Raw genomic sequence first — 17,368 nt, 5'->3', positions numbered from 1 at the left:
ATTTTATCAGTCTACTATAATTGTATCAATAGAGTACACTCTATTGATTTATAATTGAACTAATTAACTGAACAATTACAGAAATGAGATGATACTGTATGAAAGTTGCGAGAGGTAGAGAATTGCTTACATCGGAACAGCGACAGGTCCTTATGCAAATTCCTGAAGACGAGTGGGTGCTAGGAACCTACTACACTTTTTCCAAACGGGATTTAGAAATTATCAATAAGCGAAGGAGAGAAGAAAACCGTTTAGGGTTCGCCGTTCAATTAGCTGTTCTTCGATATCCCGGTTGGCCATACACTCATATCAAAAACATCCCGGATTCAGTCATACATTATATATCAAAACAAATCGGTGCTAGTCCATCCTCGCTAAAGCTTTATCCTCAAAGAGACAATACACTTTGGGATCATTTGAAAGAAATTCGAATTGAATATAAACTAGTAACTTTTACTCTGAAAGAATATAGAATGACATTTAAGCACCTACATCAATTGGCTTTGGAAAATGGTGATGCCATTCATCTACTACATGAATGCATAGATTTTCTAAGAAAAAACAAAATCATACTGCCTGCTATCACTACACTTGAAAGAATAGTGTGGGAAGCAAGGGCAATGGCTGAAAAGAAGCTATTTAACACGGTTAGTCAATCCCTAACAAATGAACAAAAAGAAAAACTTGAAGATATTATTTCCAATAAAACGATATTGGGTTGGTTAAAAGAACCACCGGGACATCCTTCACCCGAAACCTTTTTAAAAGTAATAGAACGACTCGAATACATACGAGGAATGGAATTAGAAACGGTGCAAATTAATCATTTGCACCGCAATCGCCTGTTACAGCTGTCTCGCTTGGGTTCAAGATATGAACCTTATGCATTCCGTGATTTTCAGGAAAATAAACGATATTCAATACTAACCGTCTATTTATTACATCTTAATCAAGATTTGACGGATAAAGCTTTTGAAATTCATGACAGACAAATACTTAGTCTCTTATCAAAAGGTCGTAAGGCTCAAGAGGAAATTCAGAAACTGAACGGTAAAAAGCTGAATGAGAAAGTTATACACTTTACGAACATCGGACAAGCTTTGATCAAAGCAAAACAGGAAAAATTAGACGTTTTTGAGGTTTTAGAATCCGTTATTGAATGGAATTCTTTTGTCTCTTCGGTCGAAGAAGCCCAGGAGCTTGCACGTCCTGCTGACTATGATTATTTAGACTTACTGCAAAAACGATTTTATTCACTAAGAAAATATACGCCAACGCTATTAAGGGTGTTGGAATTTCATTCTACAAAGGCAAATGAGCCACTTTTACAAGCTGTAGAGATTATCCGAGGAATGAACGAATCCGGAAAACGAAAAGTACCTGATGACTCACCTGTGGATTTTATTTCAAAACGTTGGAAAAAGCATTTATACGAGAATGATGGTACAACAATCAATCGTCATTACTATGAAATGGCTGTTTTAACAGAACTTCGGGAGCATGTTCGGGCAGGAGATGTTTCCATTGTTGGCAGCAGACAATATAGAGATTTTGAGGAATATTTGTTTTCCGAATTTACATGGAATCAAACGAAAGAGAATACGAGATTATCAGTTAGTTTATCATTCGAAGATTATATAACGGAGAGAACCAGCAGCCTTAATGAAAGATTAAAGTGGTTAACTGCCAATTCCAACAAGTTAGATGGAGTTTCTCTTGATAAAGGAAAGCTGTCACTTGCACGCTTAGAAAAAGATGTACCAGAAGAAGCAAAAAAGTTTAGTGCAAGCCTTTATCAGATGCTACCAAGAATAAAATTAACCGATTTACTGATGGATATTGCTTATATAACAGGATTTCATGAGCAATTTACTCATGCTTCCAATAATCGAAAACCGGATAAAGAAGAAACGATTATTATTATGGCTGCCCTTTTAGGAATGGGAATGAATATAGGTGTAAGCAAGATGGCTGAAGCAACACCCGGACTTACATATAAGCAATTAGCCAATGTATCTCAATGGCGCATGTATGAAGATGCAATGAATAAAGCCCAAGCCGTATTAGTAAATTTTCATCACAAATTACAATTGTCTTCCTATTGGGGAGACGGTACAACATCCTCATCAGACGGTATGAGAATGCAGTTAGGTGTTTCATCACTACATGCAGATGCAAACCCACATTATGGAACTGGAAAAGGAGCCACCATCTACCGTTTTACTAGTGATCAATTCTCTTCCTACTACACAAAGATTATTCATACTAATTCAAGGGATGCGATTCATGTTTTAGATGGTTTGTTGCACCATGAAACGGATTTAAACATAGAAGAGCATTATACAGACACAGCTGGTTACACAGATCAAATATTCGGACTGACTCATTTATTAGGATTTAAATTTGCCCCAAGAATAAGAGATTTAGCAGACTCAAAATTATTTACAATAGATAAAGCAAGTGAGTATCCAAAATTAGAAGCCATTTTACGTGGACAAATAAATACAAAGGTCATTAAAGAAAATTATGAGGATGTTTTGCGATTAGCTCACTCAATAAGAGAAGGAACAGTTTCAGCATCCCTTATTATGGGGAAACTAGGATCTTATTCAAGACAAAACAGCTTGGCTATAGCCTTACGTGAGATGGGTCGAATAGAAAAAACAATTTTTATTTTGAATTATATATCGGATGAATCATTAAGAAGAAAAATACAAAGGGGATTAAATAAAGGAGAAGCCATGAACGGATTAGCAAGAGCTATTTTCTTCGGAAAACAAGGTGAGCTTAGGGAACGGACTATACAACATCAATTGCAAAGAGCCAGTGCTTTAAACATAATCATCAATGCTATTAGTATTTGGAATACCTTACATCTAACTAAAGCAGTTGAATATCAAAAACAGTCTGGTAGTTTTAATGAAGAATTATTACACCATATGTCGCCTCTAGGTTGGGAACATATTAATCTACTAGGAGAATATCATTTTAATTCGGAGAAAGTGGTCTCGTTAGATTCTTTAAGACCATTAAAACTTTCTTAACGTTGTAAAAATGGGGGAATCGTCAGGAAAATAGGCTTAGCGTTGTAAATCCGCATTTTCCTGACGGGACCCCTAGTATATAGTTTTAAAATAACGAAAAGTAGATAATTTAGGACGAATTGTAATACCAAAAGAAACAAGAAAAAATTCATAGGTGGATACAGTGGATGCGCTAGAGATCTTTGTAGAAAAAGATGCGATTATTCTACAAAAATATACAGCTCATGGCGCTTGTCCTACCACAGGAGAAATACTTCAAAGAATGTAAAACTAGTAGGGGGAAGGCTAACGCTAATTCCAAACGGCGCAAAATAACAGTTAGCTGAACTAGAACCATACAGAGCGACTGTATGAGGAGAATAGGGGGAGAACTCATTGAAAACGAAATTACAATCATTTCAAAAGGATAGAAGTAAGAACATGCTATTTTCACAGGAATACTTATTACAAGAAGCGTTTCAAAAGAGGAAGAATATCATGTTAATTCTGTTAAAAGGACTACATATAAAAGGAATAATAAGAGGATATGATATTTTTTCTATTTTAATAGAATATGAGGGGAAGCAACAGCTTGTATATAAACATGCAATCTCCACGATTCGATTCTAAAGCCCACGGACGGGACTTTCGCACATTTGTAGTTACCTGATACCTTTAGAAAAATAACTAGGAGTATAACTTTTATGTTATAATTTAAGACTCAGCCAATATTTATACTATACAACGACGTCTAAAACAGTAACTGAAAAACCCATCCCTATTCTATATAGATATGGGTTTTTCTACTTCTGATTTATCATATAAAACCCAACATGAAGCGGAGAGAATGGTACTATGTATCCTAAGTTTTTTGATAAAATGGCCTTTTCAAAAGAACATAAAGATTTATTAATTCAATTATATAATAAAGAAATTACAAGGAACGAGTATAATCGTGTATTAAACAATCTATATGAGACAAAGCCTAAGGTAAAAGAAAATGAGAACCAAGATAACGTGCTGGGTTCTGCTGCAAAATTTTTTTAACAGATAAAAAATTAGTAAGATTACAGTTTACTCTTTTTTCACAAGTCTTGCCCCAATTTGAAATATGAAAGTAACACTTCTAAAATGTTAAATCTTAGAAGTGTTAGATTTTCCAGATGTGGGTCTTGCAATATTATCTTTCTTGTCCTTCTGTTTGATTCGCTTGGAATTCCATTTTTATCGCAAGACTATCTCCCTGGAACATATTCTGGTCCATTTTATTATCTTCAAATATAAACTTTATCCAGAACCAATCCATCTTACCTGCCTTTAATCCACCCGTCTCTGCCCATTTTGAAAGGAATACTTTATGAGACGCGACTTCCGGATTTTGTGATTTTAATTCTGCAAGAGTTGTTTCGTATATAGGACTTTTTGCTGGATCCCAATCCCAAAGAAATTGTACTTTAATATGTTTACCAAAATCATCTTCCTGATTATCTAGTTTCAAATCGTTCACGGTATAATCTACCTTCATTAGAACATCTTTAATATCTAACGTACCACTATTTTTTACATTAAATTTTTTTAAAATTTTATCCCCAGGTTTTAAATTATTTAAATTGAGAGAAGTGGTAGGCTGCATAGCAAGATCTAATGTCCCCGCGGCTAATGCGTTATTTGTCACAACCTGATCACTAAAATAAGCATATGTCCCCCCACCGATTAAAGATAAACCAAGAGCGGCTGAAACCACTCCCACACCTAATTTCTTTTTCCAAGACATGTTTTATTCCTCCCTATAGTATTTTTCCCTATTAAATCAAAAAACTTTCCTCATACAGGCGTAACATAAATTTGAATTTTCTTAATCAATCATAAGATACACTTATATTGAGAAAAGCACAGGAGTATTCTTTATGTAATAGGTTCCCGTGTCCGTCTACATAAGAAACTTTATTCCCACAAGTATCAAAAAATCTTATTCTTTCTAAACAAGTTAAATAGAAAGAACTACGAAGTAACAGATAAAAAAGAGACTAAAAAAATATTTCGTAGTCTCTTTTTTGATTTTACTTATTGAACCATGGCAGATACGATTACAGTAAATTCAGAGGTAGCATTCTTAGGGTTGGCAATATAAAGAGATCTTTTTGATATAACACTTGTCCGATTGCCACTTAATACACCAGAGAAATGAGTAGGGTCCGTTGCAGCGGACTTATCTTCCATTACATTAAAGCTAATAAAGTCCGGATCTCCGCCTCCTATAACCTCCCATTTCAAATATTTTGTTCCTGCAGGAAGATTCTCAGTACTAAAGTTGCCACTTGAACGATTTTTCTGTCCTGGTTGTGGCTCTTTACCTGATCTTACTCTTGCAATCTCTACTGTCGCTTTTGTTTCCATTTCCATTCCCCATTTCATAATAATTGTATATTTTAGTTAGGTTACTACAGCAACCTAACTAAAATATACAATTTGTAGAAAAAAATGGGTATTGAGAAATATTGCGGCGTCTTTATTCATAAATTAAAGCATATATGTTTATTCCAACTAATGATGTAGCATTCCGAACATTATCAATGTAGAGTTCTTTATTTTGTACTACTTCAGTTCGATTTTCGTGTAAAACATCACTAAAAATAAGGTCATCTATGTCCCAGAATTTATCTTCCATTACGTCAAAAAGAATATCATCTAAATCACCGCTACCTGCTAATTCCCATTTCAAAAAACTCGTGCCTTCGGGTAAAGTTGCAGTACTAAATAACTGACCTGGATATATAGTTGCTACCAATTGCCTCTTTTTTATCTTCATGTTCATTAGCCCCTTTTCCAATAAGCATCATTTACTAAAATATATATTTTTTAGAGGTATTTAGGTATTGATAAAATCTACAGAATACTTATTATTGGTGAATGCGAAAACATAAAGATAGTCTAAAAAAATTACTTTATTAGGTTGAGATTTTTTAACCGTTTAAAAAGGTATACCTTTACAAACAGCCAAAGAACATCTATGAAACATTGAATTATCAAGTTTATAAAGGTGATGGAAATATTTTTATAAACGTTTATTTTCAATGAATACCTTTATAAACGAAAATGGTATAATTAAGGTAACAAATGTAAGGAGAATACCAAACGTGGCGAATATTTATGGATATATACGCGTAAGTACAAAAGATCAAAATGAACAACGTCAATTACATAAGATGATGGAACGTGGGGTGGAGGCTCGGCGCATTTTTGTCGATAAAGCAAGTGGGCGACATTTTGATCGTCCTCAATATCAATTATTACGAAAAATATTGAGTACAGGTGATATTGTTTACATAGATGCTTTAGATCGTATGGGCCGCAATTATGATGAGGTAATTTCAGAATGGAAGTACATAACAAGAAAATTACAAGCTGATATTGTTGTTTTAGAAAATGAAACACTGTTTGATAGTCGTAAATTTCGAGAGATGGGTGATATGGGTCGATTAATGGAAGATCAGTTTTTATCTTTACTTTCCTATGTTGCAGATCAAGAGCGTAAAAAAATCCATCAGCGACAAGCAGAAGGGATTGCAGTTGCTAAATCCCAAGGTAAGCATTTAGGGCGTCCTCCATTTACCCTTTCAGTATTAAGTCAAAAGCAACTAATTATAATTGAAGAAACTTATGAACAGTGGAAAAAAAGAGAGATAACGAGCGTTATATTTATGGAACTATTAGGACTTAAGAAAAATACTTTTTATAAAATACTAAAAGAATATGAAGAGAACAAATTACAACCTAAATAAAGCATATGGGCCGAATATTCCTTAGAGTAGGAAATTCGGCTCATTTTATGTCGAAATTTACTTAGCGTATATTTTCGTTAATTATCTTAACTAGTCGTTACGTATGACTTTACAGCATTCGATGCAAAGTTATCGGTTTTTTGTATGCAAATTTATGGATTAAGTCATACAATTACGCACTATTTTTAATGAATCGATATTTACTTGTTTCTTCAACTAAGTTCGTCCGAATCTTTTTCTACAAAATCACTAAAGTCATCTCCCCAATCACAGATGGCTGTTACAACATTCTCTAGTTGATGACCAATTTCACTAAGTTCATACTCAACCTTAGGAGGCACTACGGGGTATACACATCGAGTAATTATTTTATCGTCTTCTAATTCTCTTAATTGTCTAATCAACATACGTTGATTAACTTCAGGCAGCTTTTTTTGTATTTCACTTAATCTTAATGGCGAACGTTGTAACAAACACCATATAATTGCTATTTTCCAACGCCCTCCTATCACAGATAAAGCTAAATCTTTTCCAGTGAAAAATTCCTTGTCCTTATAATGAATAACCATAATTTTTGACCTTCCTCTCGCGAAAAAAATGTTTATAGTGACAAATTTGTCAGTATTGTAATTAAAATTATAAAGTGTAATTATAGTGGTGTAAACAATAAAAAAAGAAAGTAGGGATTCAATTGAAAAGTAGAGCTGCTGTTGCATTTAAGCCAGGGGAGCCACTTCAAATCGTAGAAATCGATGTAGAAGAGCCAAAAGCAAAAGAGGTATTAGTAAAAATACTATATACTTCTGTCTGTCATACAGATGCTTTTACATTATCAGGTGACGACCCAGAAGGAGTATTTCCTGCTGTATTAGGCCATGAAGGTGCTGGTGTTGTCGTTTCAGTAGGTGATGAAGTTACTTCAGTAAAACCTGGGGATCATGTTATTCCACTATATACACCTGAATGTGGAGAATGTAAATTCTGTCGTTCTGGTAAAACAAACCTATGTAGTGCTGTACGAGAAACACAAGGTAAAGGTTTAATGCCTGATGGAACAACTCGCTTCTCTTATAATGGAGAGCCCCTTTATCATTACATGGGAACTAGTACATTCAGTGAATATACAGTTGTTAATGAGATTAACTTAGCGAAAATCGATGAAAACGCTCCGTTAGATAAAGTTGCTTTATTAGGATGTGGTGTGACTACAGGTATTGGTGCTGTACACAACACTGCAAAAGTTGAAGAAGGAGCTGTAACAGCTGTATTTGGTTTAGGAGCGATTGGATTAGCAGCTATTCAAGGATTGGTTCAAGCAAAAGCAAGCCGAATTATTGCAGTTGACCTGAATCCCCAAAAATGGGAACTCGCTAAAAAAATGGGAGCGACTGATTTTGTGAATCCTGCAGATTATGATCGCCCAATTCAAGAAGTTATAGTCGAAATGACAGATGGTGGCGTGGATTATAGCTTCGAATGTATTGGTAATGTTGAAGTAATGAAATCCGCTCTTGAAGCATGTCATAAAGGTTGGGGCGAAAGTATTATTATCGGAGTAGCTGGTGCTGGTAAAGAAATCCATACTCGTCCATTCCAATTAGTAACGGGCCGAGTATGGCGTGGATCAGCCTTTGGTGGAGTTAAAGGAAGATCTGAACTTCCAGAAATGGTCGAAGATTATATGCATGGTGATATTGATTTAGATTCATTTATTACTCATCATTTAGAATTTAAAGACATCAATGCGGCATTTGACTTATTACACAAAGGTGAATCCATTCGTACGATTTTAACTTACGGAGAGTGAGATAATGAGTCTTAAATGTATTGAACAACATCGTTCTTTCGAAGGAGAGCAACGTAAGTATAGCCATTATTCCGAAGTCTTGCAATGTGATATGAAATTTAGTATCTACTTACCATCAAATAAAGAAAAGAAAAAAATTCCACTTATATGGTGGTTATCTGGTTTAACTTGTACAGATGATAATTTTAGTCAAAAAAGTGGATTTCAACGTTTGGCTGAAAAACATCAAGTTGCAGTGATTATGCCAGATACTTCACCACGTGGAGAATACGTTTCTGATGTTGCAGCATGGGATCTTGGACAAGGGGCAGGTTTTTATTTAAATGCTACCCAGGATCCTTGGGCACAGCATTATAAAATGTATTCGTATATCGTAGATGAATTAACATCCATTGCTTCGACTATAGTACCTAATTTTTCAGGTGAAGAAAGCATAATGGGGCATTCAATGGGAGGACATGGGGCTTTAGTGATCGGTTTGAAAAATGCTAAGAGATTCAAAGCGGTTTCTGCTTTTTCTCCAATCTTAACTCCTAGTCAAGTACCATGGGGAATAAATGCTTTCACCTCTTATTTAGGTGAAGACAAAGATTCTTGGAAAGAATGGGATGCTTCAGAATTAATTAAAGAAGCTACTATTCCACCAATTCTTATTATGCAAGGTAGTCAAGACGAGTTTTATCCGAAACAATTGGAAGAACATATTTTCTTAGAGAACGCTCAAAAAAATAGTCAAATGGTAACTTATAAAAAAATGGAGGGCTATGATCATAGCTACTTCTTTATTTCCACTTTCTTAAATGAGCATTTCTCTTTCCATATGAAGTATTTAAGATGATTCTTATTTACAACAATACCCACTTCCAATGGCATATGAAGTATTTAAGTTTACAGCAAAATATAGTAACAAAAGTATCCGCATGTAGAGATGTGGGTACTTTTGATTGTTATATTTTGTCATATTATATCGTTTGTAAAAACAAATAAATTGGGAGGAAGAGTTCATGTGGATTAAAAAAATGTTATTTAATTACCGTGTTAAACCATCCTTATTAAAATCTCGTTATGAGATCGAAAAGGAAAATCGACAAGTTGACTTATTTGAAAGTTCCACTGAAACGTCTAAACCCGTTTCGATAAGAGATACAAGATCATATATTCAGCCTAATACTAAAACATTAGAAGACATGATTAATTACTTAGCAGCTATTCGTGAAATCCCTTCTCTTTCCGTGGATAAGAATAAAATGCTTTGGCCATTAATATCCAAATGCTAAATTCAAAAAAATAATGGTTATAATTTTAGCTATTTCTATATCAAATATTTGAGTTGATGGGAGGTACAGTTTGTATGGAAATGAAAAAAATGTTAAACAATGACCGTATTAAACCATATTTATTAAAAGCACGTTTTGGAGTTGAAAAAGAAAGTCAACGAGTTGACCTATCAGGAAGTTTAGCTAAAACGGAACATCCCAAAAGTATTTCAGTAAGAGATGAACATCCTTATATTCAGCGAGATTTCTCTGAAACACAAATGGAATTAATCACACCAGTTACTGAGACACTAGGAGATTTATTTAATTATTTAGCAGCTATCCATGATGTTGCCTATCGTTCTATGGGAAATAACGAAATGCTTTGGCCATTAAGCATGCCACCACAGTTGCCCGAAAAAGAAGAAGATATTGTTATTGCGAAACTTAATAATCATGAAAATGTTTTATATCGTCGATATTTATCTAATTCTTATGGTCGACGAAAACAAATGATTAGTGGTATTCATTACAATTTTGAATTTAGCGATAATTTGATTCAGGCATTATTTGAATTACAATCAGAAATAAAAGATTATCATCAATTTAAAACAGAAATTTATCTGAAAGTCACAAGGAATTATTTACACTATCGATGGTTAATAACTTATTTCTTCGGTGCTTCTCCTAGTAGTGAAAAGAATTTCTTTGAAATAAATCCTTTAAATGACGCCGTAAGAAGCATTAGAAATAGTAAATATGGTTATAGTAATGAAAATGATGTTCAAGTATCCTATAGTAGTTTACAGAACTATATATCTGATCTTTCTTCGCTGGTAAGTAAAGGGGTTTTATTAGAAGAAAAAGAATTTTATGCATCTGTCCGTTTAAGGGGCGGTCCTCAAGTTTCAGATTTAAAAAATCATGGGATTCGTTATATTGAATTAAGAAACCTAGATTTAAATCCTTTTGAAACATATGGAATTAGCCATGAACAAGCAGAATTTCTACATCTTTTCCTCATCTATTTACTCTGGATTGATCAAGACGATAATAATGATGAATGGGTAAAAATCGGTGATTTTCAAAATAATTTAGTGGCTCTTGAACATCCGTTAGAACATACGCAATTTAAAACAGATGCTGAGCGTATTATTGATGAGATGGAACATTTAACAGGGCTGTTAGACATAACTGTTTCGAATACCTTATTTGTTAACTTGAGAGAAATGCTAACAGATCCAAGTAAGACTTTAGCTGGAAGACTTTATAAAGAGATTATAAAAAGTAGTCAAAGTCAGGTAGCTTCCCGTATTGCTAAAGAAAATTATAAAAAAGCATGGGATAAACCATATCAACTATCAGGATTTACTGACATGGAGTTGTCTACACAAATTTTAATGTTTGATGCTATTCAACAAGGATTACAAGTAGACGTTTTAGATCGACAAGATCAATTTTTAAAACTACAGTTAGGAAATCATGTTGAATATGTGAAAAATGGGAATATGACAAGTAAAGATAGTTATATATCACCATTAATTATGGAAAATAAAACAGTAACAAAGAAAATTCTTCAACAGCATGGATTTCGTGTACCAATAGGTGAGGAATTTAGTGATATAGAAAAAGCCTTACGTTCCTATGATATATTTGCAGGAAAGCCTTTTGTCGTTAAACCAAAAACAACAAATTATGGTTTAGGAATATCTATCTTTAAAGAAAACGGAGCAAGTTACGAAGACTATCAAAAAGCACTCACAATAGCATTTAAAGAGGACTCATCAGTATTAATAGAAGAATTTATTAATGGAACAGAATATCGATTTTTTGTGCTAGATGGCAAAGTTTCTGCCGTTTTATTACGAATTCCTGCCAATGTTATAGGAGACGGTTCACATACGATTGAAGAGTTAGTCGCTCAAAAGAACCTGAATTCATTAAGAGGAATGGACCATAGAACACCTTTAGAAAATATACAATTAGGTGAATTAGAGGTCCTAATGCTTAAAGCTCAAGGGTATCGAAAAGATTCTATTCCAACAAGTGATGAAATTGTTTTTCTGCGAGAAAATTCTAATGTCAGTACAGGTGGAGACTCAATTGATATGACAGATCAAATTCCCGATGATTATAAGAAAATTGCCGTAGATGCTGTGTCGGCACTTGGAGCAAATATTAGTGGTATTGATTTGATTATTGAAAATACAGAAGTTCCTGCAGCTAATAAAAATGCTTATGGAATTATTGAGGCAAACTTTAATCCATCGATGTATATGCATATATATCCGTATAAAGGCAAATCCAGACGTTTGACCATCTGTATATTACATTATTTATTCCCTGAACTACCAAAAAAATAATTTAGAAGTCTTCGAGATGTTAGAGGGATTAGTATAAAAATTGTAAATGATGTAACAAGAGGAGACATTACTTTTTAATTAATTGGGATCTCTCAGAGGTCCCAATTTAAATTATTATTTTAGAAACAGGCGTATGAGAAATGGGTTATTGGAATGCAAGTTTGAATAAGATAAAATAGGGGGAATATCAGAGGGAAATTTAGAAAGGTATTTTGACTTATTTGGTCAATCAAGAGCAAGTCAAAAAGGGATACAGACGAGATATACATGTTATCTATACTTAGGAGTAAAAACCTTAATTTAATAAGAGTTTTACATTGAATACATGTAAACAATTTGTTTGACAACGATCCTTGCAACATCGAAGTCTACAACCGTTCGTTGCCCTCAAGGTAACGGACGCGCCTTAAGGAGCTCTTAAGAGACACGGTTTATCCAAGCAAGGTTATTCGATACCTTCTCATTGCACTACCTTGAATACATTAAATACATAATTTACTTAGTTAAGATATCAAGTAGTTAACGTAGCTTATCACTCAATTCTTCTTCTTAGAATACTTTAAATATTCCTGATTTTCATAGTAGATAATACACGTACCTTGGCTGTACTCCAACGTAATAGTTGATATAAAACTTACGTTAAGCAAATTTCCACGAAATTTTCACTATTTGATTCTTTAAAAAAAGTAGTAAACTAAGTAATCGGTTCCTTAACGTACAGGAATCAGTTTAAATGTGTCTAAATTTTGTCTAAACGTACAATTTTCTTTTTTTGGTATGGTGACCCCTTATTGCTCCACCAGGTATAGAAAATCCAGAGTGGGAACCTATTAGAAAGTTTATTTATAACGACAGTACATGCAAAAAGAAAAAATCATTTAAACATTTTTTACATTATCTTCACGCGAATGGGGCAGATTCTGACTATCTTAATCCACACTATTCACAACAATATATTCAAGGAGAAGAAGAGTTTGTAACCAATTATATATATTTAGAGAATTTCTCTAATGAAATCTCAAAAATAGAAAACAAATATAACTTACAGACTATCCCACTAGACACATTAACGAGATCATGGCATCATCAGGCGCCTAAGATGATTCATAAGGGAAACTACGCTGAAGCTGACATTACAGATCCATCTTTCCCTCGGCTGCCGACATATCAGAGCTTTTATGATACGGAGGCTATAAAATTAGTTACAGATATATTTAATGAAGATTTTGAAGCGTATCATTATCTTAAAATGGATATTTCTACAATATGAATCAGTTTCAGAGTACTTAAATAATAGTCTTATTTTTAATATGGAAAACACCGTGAACACTGTTATGGTGTTTTTTTGGGTTTAACACTATATTTTTAACTTTATATAATCCATATACCTTCAAGATAAGATGTATTTGTAAAATAATGTATGCTTATGACCCATTTCTACAAGTATCTCGGCTGAACCCCTCTAGGTTTTTCTGTGCATCCTTTATATATTAAAGAGCCGATTTACTCTTAGCGGGGTAAATTCTGGCTCTTTTCTTATATATATTCTCTTAGCGTGGTTTTTTTCCGAAATGCTGGCGGTACCCCTACAAGATGATAAGGAGGTGTATAATTAATGGGACTACAGAGAGTTAAACGCAACAGACACTTAAATGATGCTCCACTCATTCCAGATACTCAAAAGGACATAGGCGTTTATGGAAAGCACGACAATGCCCTAGCCATGCACGGTGACCTTACATCAGCATTGGATACACTCCGAGAGATTAATCCCAAGTGGGAGAAGTTCCTATTTGCATATGTCGGTGAAGCACAATTTTCTCCCATGAAAGCAGCAGAACTTGTAGGCTACGCACCACACTACGGATATGCCATCACAAGTGACCCACGATTTAGACACGCTTATCAGTGCTACAGACAGGAAGCATCCTTCCATGAGATCGCCGATGGTTTTAGACTCCTAAAGAAACTTACAGATATCGCCGAAGATAGAACAGTTACCCATGTGGCATTGCCCACGGGGACGGTACAAATTCCCACGCCAGTAAAAGATCAATCGAAAGCTCTAGAGTTGTTGGCTCGCTTCCACGGATTCTTTGACTCACAGGCAATGAATGTCAGTGTGGGAAATCGACAAATCATAGTAGACTTTGATGAAGCTACAAAGGAAACACTCGCCAAGGAAGGCAAGTTTGACCTCGAGAAGGACGCCTTCATAGAAGGTGACGACAGAGACACTATTGATGTAAACATTGAAGATTAAAAGACAATTATAAAACTAGAGCGAATGCTCAATACAATTAGAAAAAGGATGATTTAATAATGAACTTAAACAATATCAACCCACGAGTACTTTCACGATTAGAGAAGATGGCAAAAGCCGAAGAAGCAAAGTTCCAAGCTGAATTATCTAAAGAGAAACAGCTATTGGAACAACTAAAGGATGCAAAACACTATGCTACATACGGCTCAATTCAAAACGCTGAAACTTTAGTCAACATTGACGGAGTAACTTGTTTAGCCACTACAGACGGTCATTCCCGTATCTCATCCATTAAGGTACTCGACCAAGAAGTGTACAATGAGATGAACTTACAAGACAAGCAAGCTATTAAGCAATACGACAAGGTGCTTGCTACCCGTCTAGAGCATAATGATTACACAACTGGAGAGAAATCGGACAAGTTCTATAAAGTATTCTCGGAAGCTCAAGGGCAACCATTCGATTTAATCCAAGAGAGAGGTAGAGACATTGAGAAGGAAGTACCATCGTCTGAAGTATGGAGTCACTTTTCTTCAGCGGAACACCGTCAAGCGGGAATCACTAAAAGAGCAGAAGCTCTTATAGATATCAACTCCCCTCAACATCTTGCAGGACTATCTAAACAGGTTATGGAGCAACAAGCTAAAGTGGAATACATGATTGAGAATGCAGACTTTCCAGTGTCCGCTGAAGGAGGTCAAGGCGAATGAGCACTACTACAACCTCTCAAGAAACACTCCATCAAGTAAAAGCTACAGACGGGGCTTCCTTCATCCTTTCGGATGGGGAGGTCTTGTCTATCCTCAACCGCATGCAGTTCCCCTATGTAAAACCTTCAATAGAATCTCTCCTCACTCATAAGAATCTCATATTAGTACCACGATACAGAATGACACAGAACCTCAAAAAGTATTGTCCCCTTCAAGTATTACGAGAGACGGATGCATATATGTGGATGTGCCGTAAAGAAATCTTTAAAGAGACAGTTGTGAACGAGCCTTCATTGATTCATCACCGAACATTATTGGATGAACTTGAAGATGATATCCTTCAAGGTAATATGACACGTATGACAGCTAGGCAAGCTAGACAGCTGATTCAATAGAATGGTTGCCTTCGTAGTTGGGATGTTGATGATAACGTCAGTGGTTGCTTTAGAGTTGAAACACAAGATATCTCATAAGAGGAAGAACTACGTGAGATACGAAACAATAGAGAAGAGACTGGACGGAGAGAACTACTCTCTAGAGGTCATCAAGAGAGAGGATACTTAAAAGTTCCAAAGGATTCCTAAAACGGAGTCCTTTTTTGCGTTTAAAAATAAATTTCACAAAAGGGGTTGCGGTCTCGCAACTTTGTTGTTATGATTAACCCATCAAGCAACATAGGAGGTTTAAAAGTTGCGAGACAAAACTAAGCACGAAATCTATCACGAGAGAATAGCTTCCGAGTATGATCTCCCAACTATAAAGGATGGCAGTTATGCTCGAATGATGTTCTCAGCTGTTAAAGGTCTTCACGAGAATGGCGTTGATGTTCAATATCTTCTTAAAAGAATGACTAGTAAGATTGAAAGCGGAGAGCCAATCGTACCACCTGTAAAACGGGGTAGAAAAACTTAAGTAGTCGGGTTTGTTACTCGATTGCTTAAGTCTAATAAGTTGCGAGACTTATATCATCTCGATTATTTAAACCTCATAAGTTGCGAGACTTATATTGATTAAAATTAGGAGGAAATTAAAATGAAAATCAAATCAACAGTACTTGCAGGGTTCACAATTATGGGAAGTCTATTCGTGGGAGCGACCTTTGGGGGAATGGCGGACAACTCTTTAGCTAATACATTCCATCCGACTCCAATGAAGGCGGAAGCATCAGAGACATCACATACGACTCCGTACGAGCTAATGACTACTCGTGAAGTTCTATCTCAAACGTATCCACTGGTATCTAGCTTTGAAGTATTAGGCTATGACGACAACTTAGGCGTATACAACGTAAGGGACATCAAGGACGGGCAGAAGGAGACATTGGCTCTCGAGGGTACATATGATCCAGGTGAAATACTGATAGTTCTTTGGGCTAATGATGGAAGTGGTGAAATCTCAGGGGTTTCCGTACTAGATGAGAAGGCTAGCGACTTGAATAGCAGATACTTTAAAGGAAACTTGACTACATCTAAATGAAACTCGACTTTGTCTAAAGGTACTTCGTCTAAAGGTAACTAACACTGAAGGTAATTAAACTATTGTGCAATTAAAACTATTGGGAAACTAACACCATTAGGTAATTAAACTAAAAAGACGGCTATAGAGGTCACACCCTCAGTAGCCGTCATAGGAGGAAATACATATGAGTCTACAATTATTCTTCTCACTATGCATTATCATCCCTGTATTCACTATAGCAGGAGTACATATTCTTTACAAGGCTATCATGAGGGAGGATGTGGCGGAATGAACTTCATAAAAGGGGTCATCAATGCTTCGATTATATCTCTGGTGATGTGGCTATCACTCTTTTGGTTTCTCGATTGGGCAATGTCATGAAAGAGGATAATCTACAATAGAAGGCTCATGCGTGGTATCCGTACACGGTAGATATTCCACTTAAGGGGAACACCGAAGCTATCCGTCACCTTAGAGCATACCTACATTGCTCATATTCCCGTTTGATGTCTTTAGTGGGAATTGTATAGGGAACACATTTAGGGAAGCATGATGGGCATTCTGATAGGTTGGTTTATCTATGTGATAGGAATTTATACGGGAATCATATCAGGAAACTTAATGGGATGTTAGTATAAAAAGGTTGGTATGTACCTAAATAAAGGTTGTATTTAGAAGCAGACCGTATTATTATTGAGGTAACTGA

At 35.2% G+C, this 17,368-nt stretch carries 17 protein-coding genes and 2 pseudogenes; 15 read left to right on the top strand and 4 right to left on the bottom strand.

The features are described from left to right. Positions 1–98: 98 nt before the first annotated feature. The 4 genes and pseudogenes from QCI47_RS20145 to QCI47_RS20130 all read left to right on the top strand — a co-directional run bounded on the left by QCI47_RS20145 (position 99) and on the right by QCI47_RS20130 (position 4,070). Complete coding sequence (locus tag QCI47_RS20145) at positions 99–3,044, top strand: Tn3 family transposase (protein ID WP_353811934.1); 2,946 nt, start codon at positions 99–101, stop codon at positions 3,042–3,044. Between the two features lie 118 nt (positions 3,045–3,162). After that, positions 3,163–3,359 (top strand): annotated as a pseudogene (locus QCI47_RS20140) (AbrB family transcriptional regulator). Between the two features lie 60 nt (positions 3,360–3,419). Further along, positions 3,420–3,653: an RNA chaperone Hfq gene (gene hfq, locus QCI47_RS20135; RefSeq protein WP_000850601.1), complete on the top strand. Its 234-nt coding sequence runs from the start codon at positions 3,420–3,422 to the stop codon at positions 3,651–3,653. 225 nt (positions 3,654–3,878) lie between these two features. Next, positions 3,879–4,070: a hypothetical protein gene (locus QCI47_RS20130; RefSeq protein ID WP_000283264.1), complete on the top strand. Its 192-nt coding sequence runs from the start codon at positions 3,879–3,881 to the stop codon at positions 4,068–4,070. Between the two features lie 133 nt (positions 4,071–4,203). Here the strand turns inward: QCI47_RS20130 and QCI47_RS20125 are convergent, their stop codons facing one another. From QCI47_RS20125 to QCI47_RS20115, 3 genes are all read right to left on the bottom strand, one after another. Further along, a complete protein-coding gene (locus QCI47_RS20125; protein ID WP_000118547.1) occupies positions 4,204–4,797 on the bottom strand; it encodes a TasA family protein in 594 nt (197 codons plus the stop codon). 290 nt (positions 4,798–5,087) lie between these two features. After that, positions 5,088–5,420, bottom strand: a complete 333-nt coding sequence (locus QCI47_RS20120; protein ID WP_000448097.1) for a hypothetical protein — start codon at positions 5,418–5,420, stop codon at positions 5,088–5,090. A gap of 112 nt (positions 5,421–5,532) precedes the next feature. Continuing rightward, positions 5,533–5,832: a hypothetical protein gene (locus tag QCI47_RS20115; RefSeq protein WP_000694314.1), complete on the bottom strand. Its 300-nt coding sequence runs from the start codon at positions 5,830–5,832 to the stop codon at positions 5,533–5,535. 328 nt (positions 5,833–6,160) lie between these two features. On the opposite strand from QCI47_RS20115, the gene QCI47_RS20110 reads away from it, so the two are divergent. After that, a complete protein-coding gene (locus tag QCI47_RS20110) occupies positions 6,161–6,805 on the top strand; it encodes a recombinase family protein (protein WP_001284335.1) in 645 nt (214 codons plus the stop codon). 212 nt (positions 6,806–7,017) lie between these two features. Here the strand turns inward: QCI47_RS20110 and QCI47_RS20105 are convergent, their stop codons facing one another. Beyond that, positions 7,018–7,374: a winged helix-turn-helix transcriptional regulator gene (locus QCI47_RS20105; RefSeq protein WP_000234699.1), complete on the bottom strand. Its 357-nt coding sequence runs from the start codon at positions 7,372–7,374 to the stop codon at positions 7,018–7,020. Between the two features lie 122 nt (positions 7,375–7,496). On the opposite strand from QCI47_RS20105, the gene QCI47_RS20100 reads away from it, so the two are divergent. The 10 genes and pseudogenes from QCI47_RS20100 to QCI47_RS20055 all read left to right on the top strand — a co-directional run bounded on the left by QCI47_RS20100 (position 7,497) and on the right by QCI47_RS20055 (position 16,680). Continuing rightward, positions 7,497–8,612, top strand: coding sequence for an S-(hydroxymethyl)glutathione dehydrogenase/class III alcohol dehydrogenase (locus tag QCI47_RS20100; RefSeq protein WP_000842153.1), 1,116 nt, complete (start codon positions 7,497–7,499; stop codon positions 8,610–8,612). A 4-nt stretch (positions 8,613–8,616) separates the two neighbouring features. Further along, the gene (gene fghA, locus QCI47_RS20095) at positions 8,617–9,450 is read left to right on the top strand and encodes an S-formylglutathione hydrolase (protein ID WP_000053341.1); all 834 of its coding nucleotides are present in this window, start codon (positions 8,617–8,619) and stop codon (positions 9,448–9,450) included. A 166-nt stretch (positions 9,451–9,616) separates the two neighbouring features. Continuing rightward, the gene (locus QCI47_RS20090) at positions 9,617–9,889 is read left to right on the top strand and encodes a hypothetical protein (protein WP_000264855.1); all 273 of its coding nucleotides are present in this window, start codon (positions 9,617–9,619) and stop codon (positions 9,887–9,889) included. Positions 9,890–9,963: 74 nt separating this feature from the next. After that, on the top strand, positions 9,964–12,231 hold the full coding sequence (gene gshAB / locus QCI47_RS20085) for a bifunctional glutamate--cysteine ligase GshA/glutathione synthetase GshB (RefSeq protein WP_000425291.1): 2,268 nt from the start codon (positions 9,964–9,966) through the stop codon (positions 12,229–12,231). A gap of 787 nt (positions 12,232–13,018) precedes the next feature. Next, a pseudogene (locus QCI47_RS20080) lies at positions 13,019–13,501 on the top strand (sulfotransferase family 2 domain-containing protein); the annotation flags it as partial. Between the two features lie 345 nt (positions 13,502–13,846). Beyond that, positions 13,847–14,494 (top strand): hypothetical protein, encoded by a 648-nt coding sequence (locus tag QCI47_RS20075; RefSeq protein ID WP_353811933.1) that lies wholly within the window; start codon positions 13,847–13,849, stop codon positions 14,492–14,494. A gap of 59 nt (positions 14,495–14,553) precedes the next feature. Continuing rightward, positions 14,554–15,204: a hypothetical protein gene (locus QCI47_RS20070; RefSeq protein ID WP_353811932.1), complete on the top strand. Its 651-nt coding sequence runs from the start codon at positions 14,554–14,556 to the stop codon at positions 15,202–15,204. A 179-nt stretch (positions 15,205–15,383) separates the two neighbouring features. Continuing rightward, positions 15,384–15,599 (top strand): hypothetical protein, encoded by a 216-nt coding sequence (locus QCI47_RS20065; protein ID WP_353811931.1) that lies wholly within the window; start codon positions 15,384–15,386, stop codon positions 15,597–15,599. Between the two features lie 295 nt (positions 15,600–15,894). Further along, complete coding sequence (locus tag QCI47_RS20060; protein ID WP_327911813.1) at positions 15,895–16,116, top strand: hypothetical protein; 222 nt, start codon at positions 15,895–15,897, stop codon at positions 16,114–16,116. Between the two features lie 195 nt (positions 16,117–16,311). Further along, positions 16,312–16,680: a hypothetical protein gene (locus QCI47_RS20055; RefSeq protein ID WP_327911812.1), complete on the top strand. Its 369-nt coding sequence runs from the start codon at positions 16,312–16,314 to the stop codon at positions 16,678–16,680. The last annotated feature ends 688 nt before the right edge of the window (positions 16,681–17,368 follow it).

It is taken from the genome of Bacillus cereus group sp. RP29 (genome assembly GCF_040459765.1).
Classification (GTDB): Bacteria; Bacillota; Bacilli; order Bacillales; family Bacillaceae_G; genus Bacillus_A; species Bacillus_A paranthracis.
This window is presented reverse-complemented; position numbering and strand designations above follow the sequence as displayed.

Excerpts from the sequence above, each read along its gene's own strand:
- QCI47_RS20120 (WP_000448097.1), bottom strand. The coding sequence starts at position 5,420 with ATGGAAACAAAAGCGACAGTAGAGATTGCAAGAGTAAGATCAGGTAAA.
- QCI47_RS20115 (WP_000694314.1), bottom strand. The coding sequence starts at position 5,832 with ATGAAGATAAAAAAGAGGCAATTGGTAGCAACTATATATCCAGGTCAG.
- QCI47_RS20130 (WP_000283264.1), top strand. The coding sequence starts at position 3,879 with ATGTATCCTAAGTTTTTTGATAAAATGGCCTTTTCAAAAGAACATAAA.
- QCI47_RS20065 (WP_353811931.1), top strand. The coding sequence starts at position 15,384 with ATGACACAGAACCTCAAAAAGTATTGTCCCCTTCAAGTATTACGAGAG.
- QCI47_RS20090 (WP_000264855.1), top strand. The coding sequence starts at position 9,617 with ATGTGGATTAAAAAAATGTTATTTAATTACCGTGTTAAACCATCCTTA.
- QCI47_RS20125 (WP_000118547.1), bottom strand. The coding sequence starts at position 4,797 with ATGTCTTGGAAAAAGAAATTAGGTGTGGGAGTGGTTTCAGCCGCTCTT.
- QCI47_RS20070 (WP_353811932.1), top strand. The coding sequence starts at position 14,554 with ATGAACTTAAACAATATCAACCCACGAGTACTTTCACGATTAGAGAAG.
- QCI47_RS20105 (WP_000234699.1), bottom strand. The coding sequence starts at position 7,374 with ATGGTTATTCATTATAAGGACAAGGAATTTTTCACTGGAAAAGATTTA.
- QCI47_RS20075 (WP_353811933.1), top strand. The coding sequence starts at position 13,847 with ATGGGACTACAGAGAGTTAAACGCAACAGACACTTAAATGATGCTCCA.
- gshAB (WP_000425291.1), top strand. The coding sequence starts at position 9,964 with ATGGAAATGAAAAAAATGTTAAACAATGACCGTATTAAACCATATTTA.
- QCI47_RS20145 (WP_353811934.1), top strand. The coding sequence starts at position 99 with ATGAAAGTTGCGAGAGGTAGAGAATTGCTTACATCGGAACAGCGACAG.
- QCI47_RS20055 (WP_327911812.1), top strand. The coding sequence starts at position 16,312 with ATGGCGGACAACTCTTTAGCTAATACATTCCATCCGACTCCAATGAAG.
- fghA (WP_000053341.1), top strand. The coding sequence starts at position 8,617 with ATGAGTCTTAAATGTATTGAACAACATCGTTCTTTCGAAGGAGAGCAA.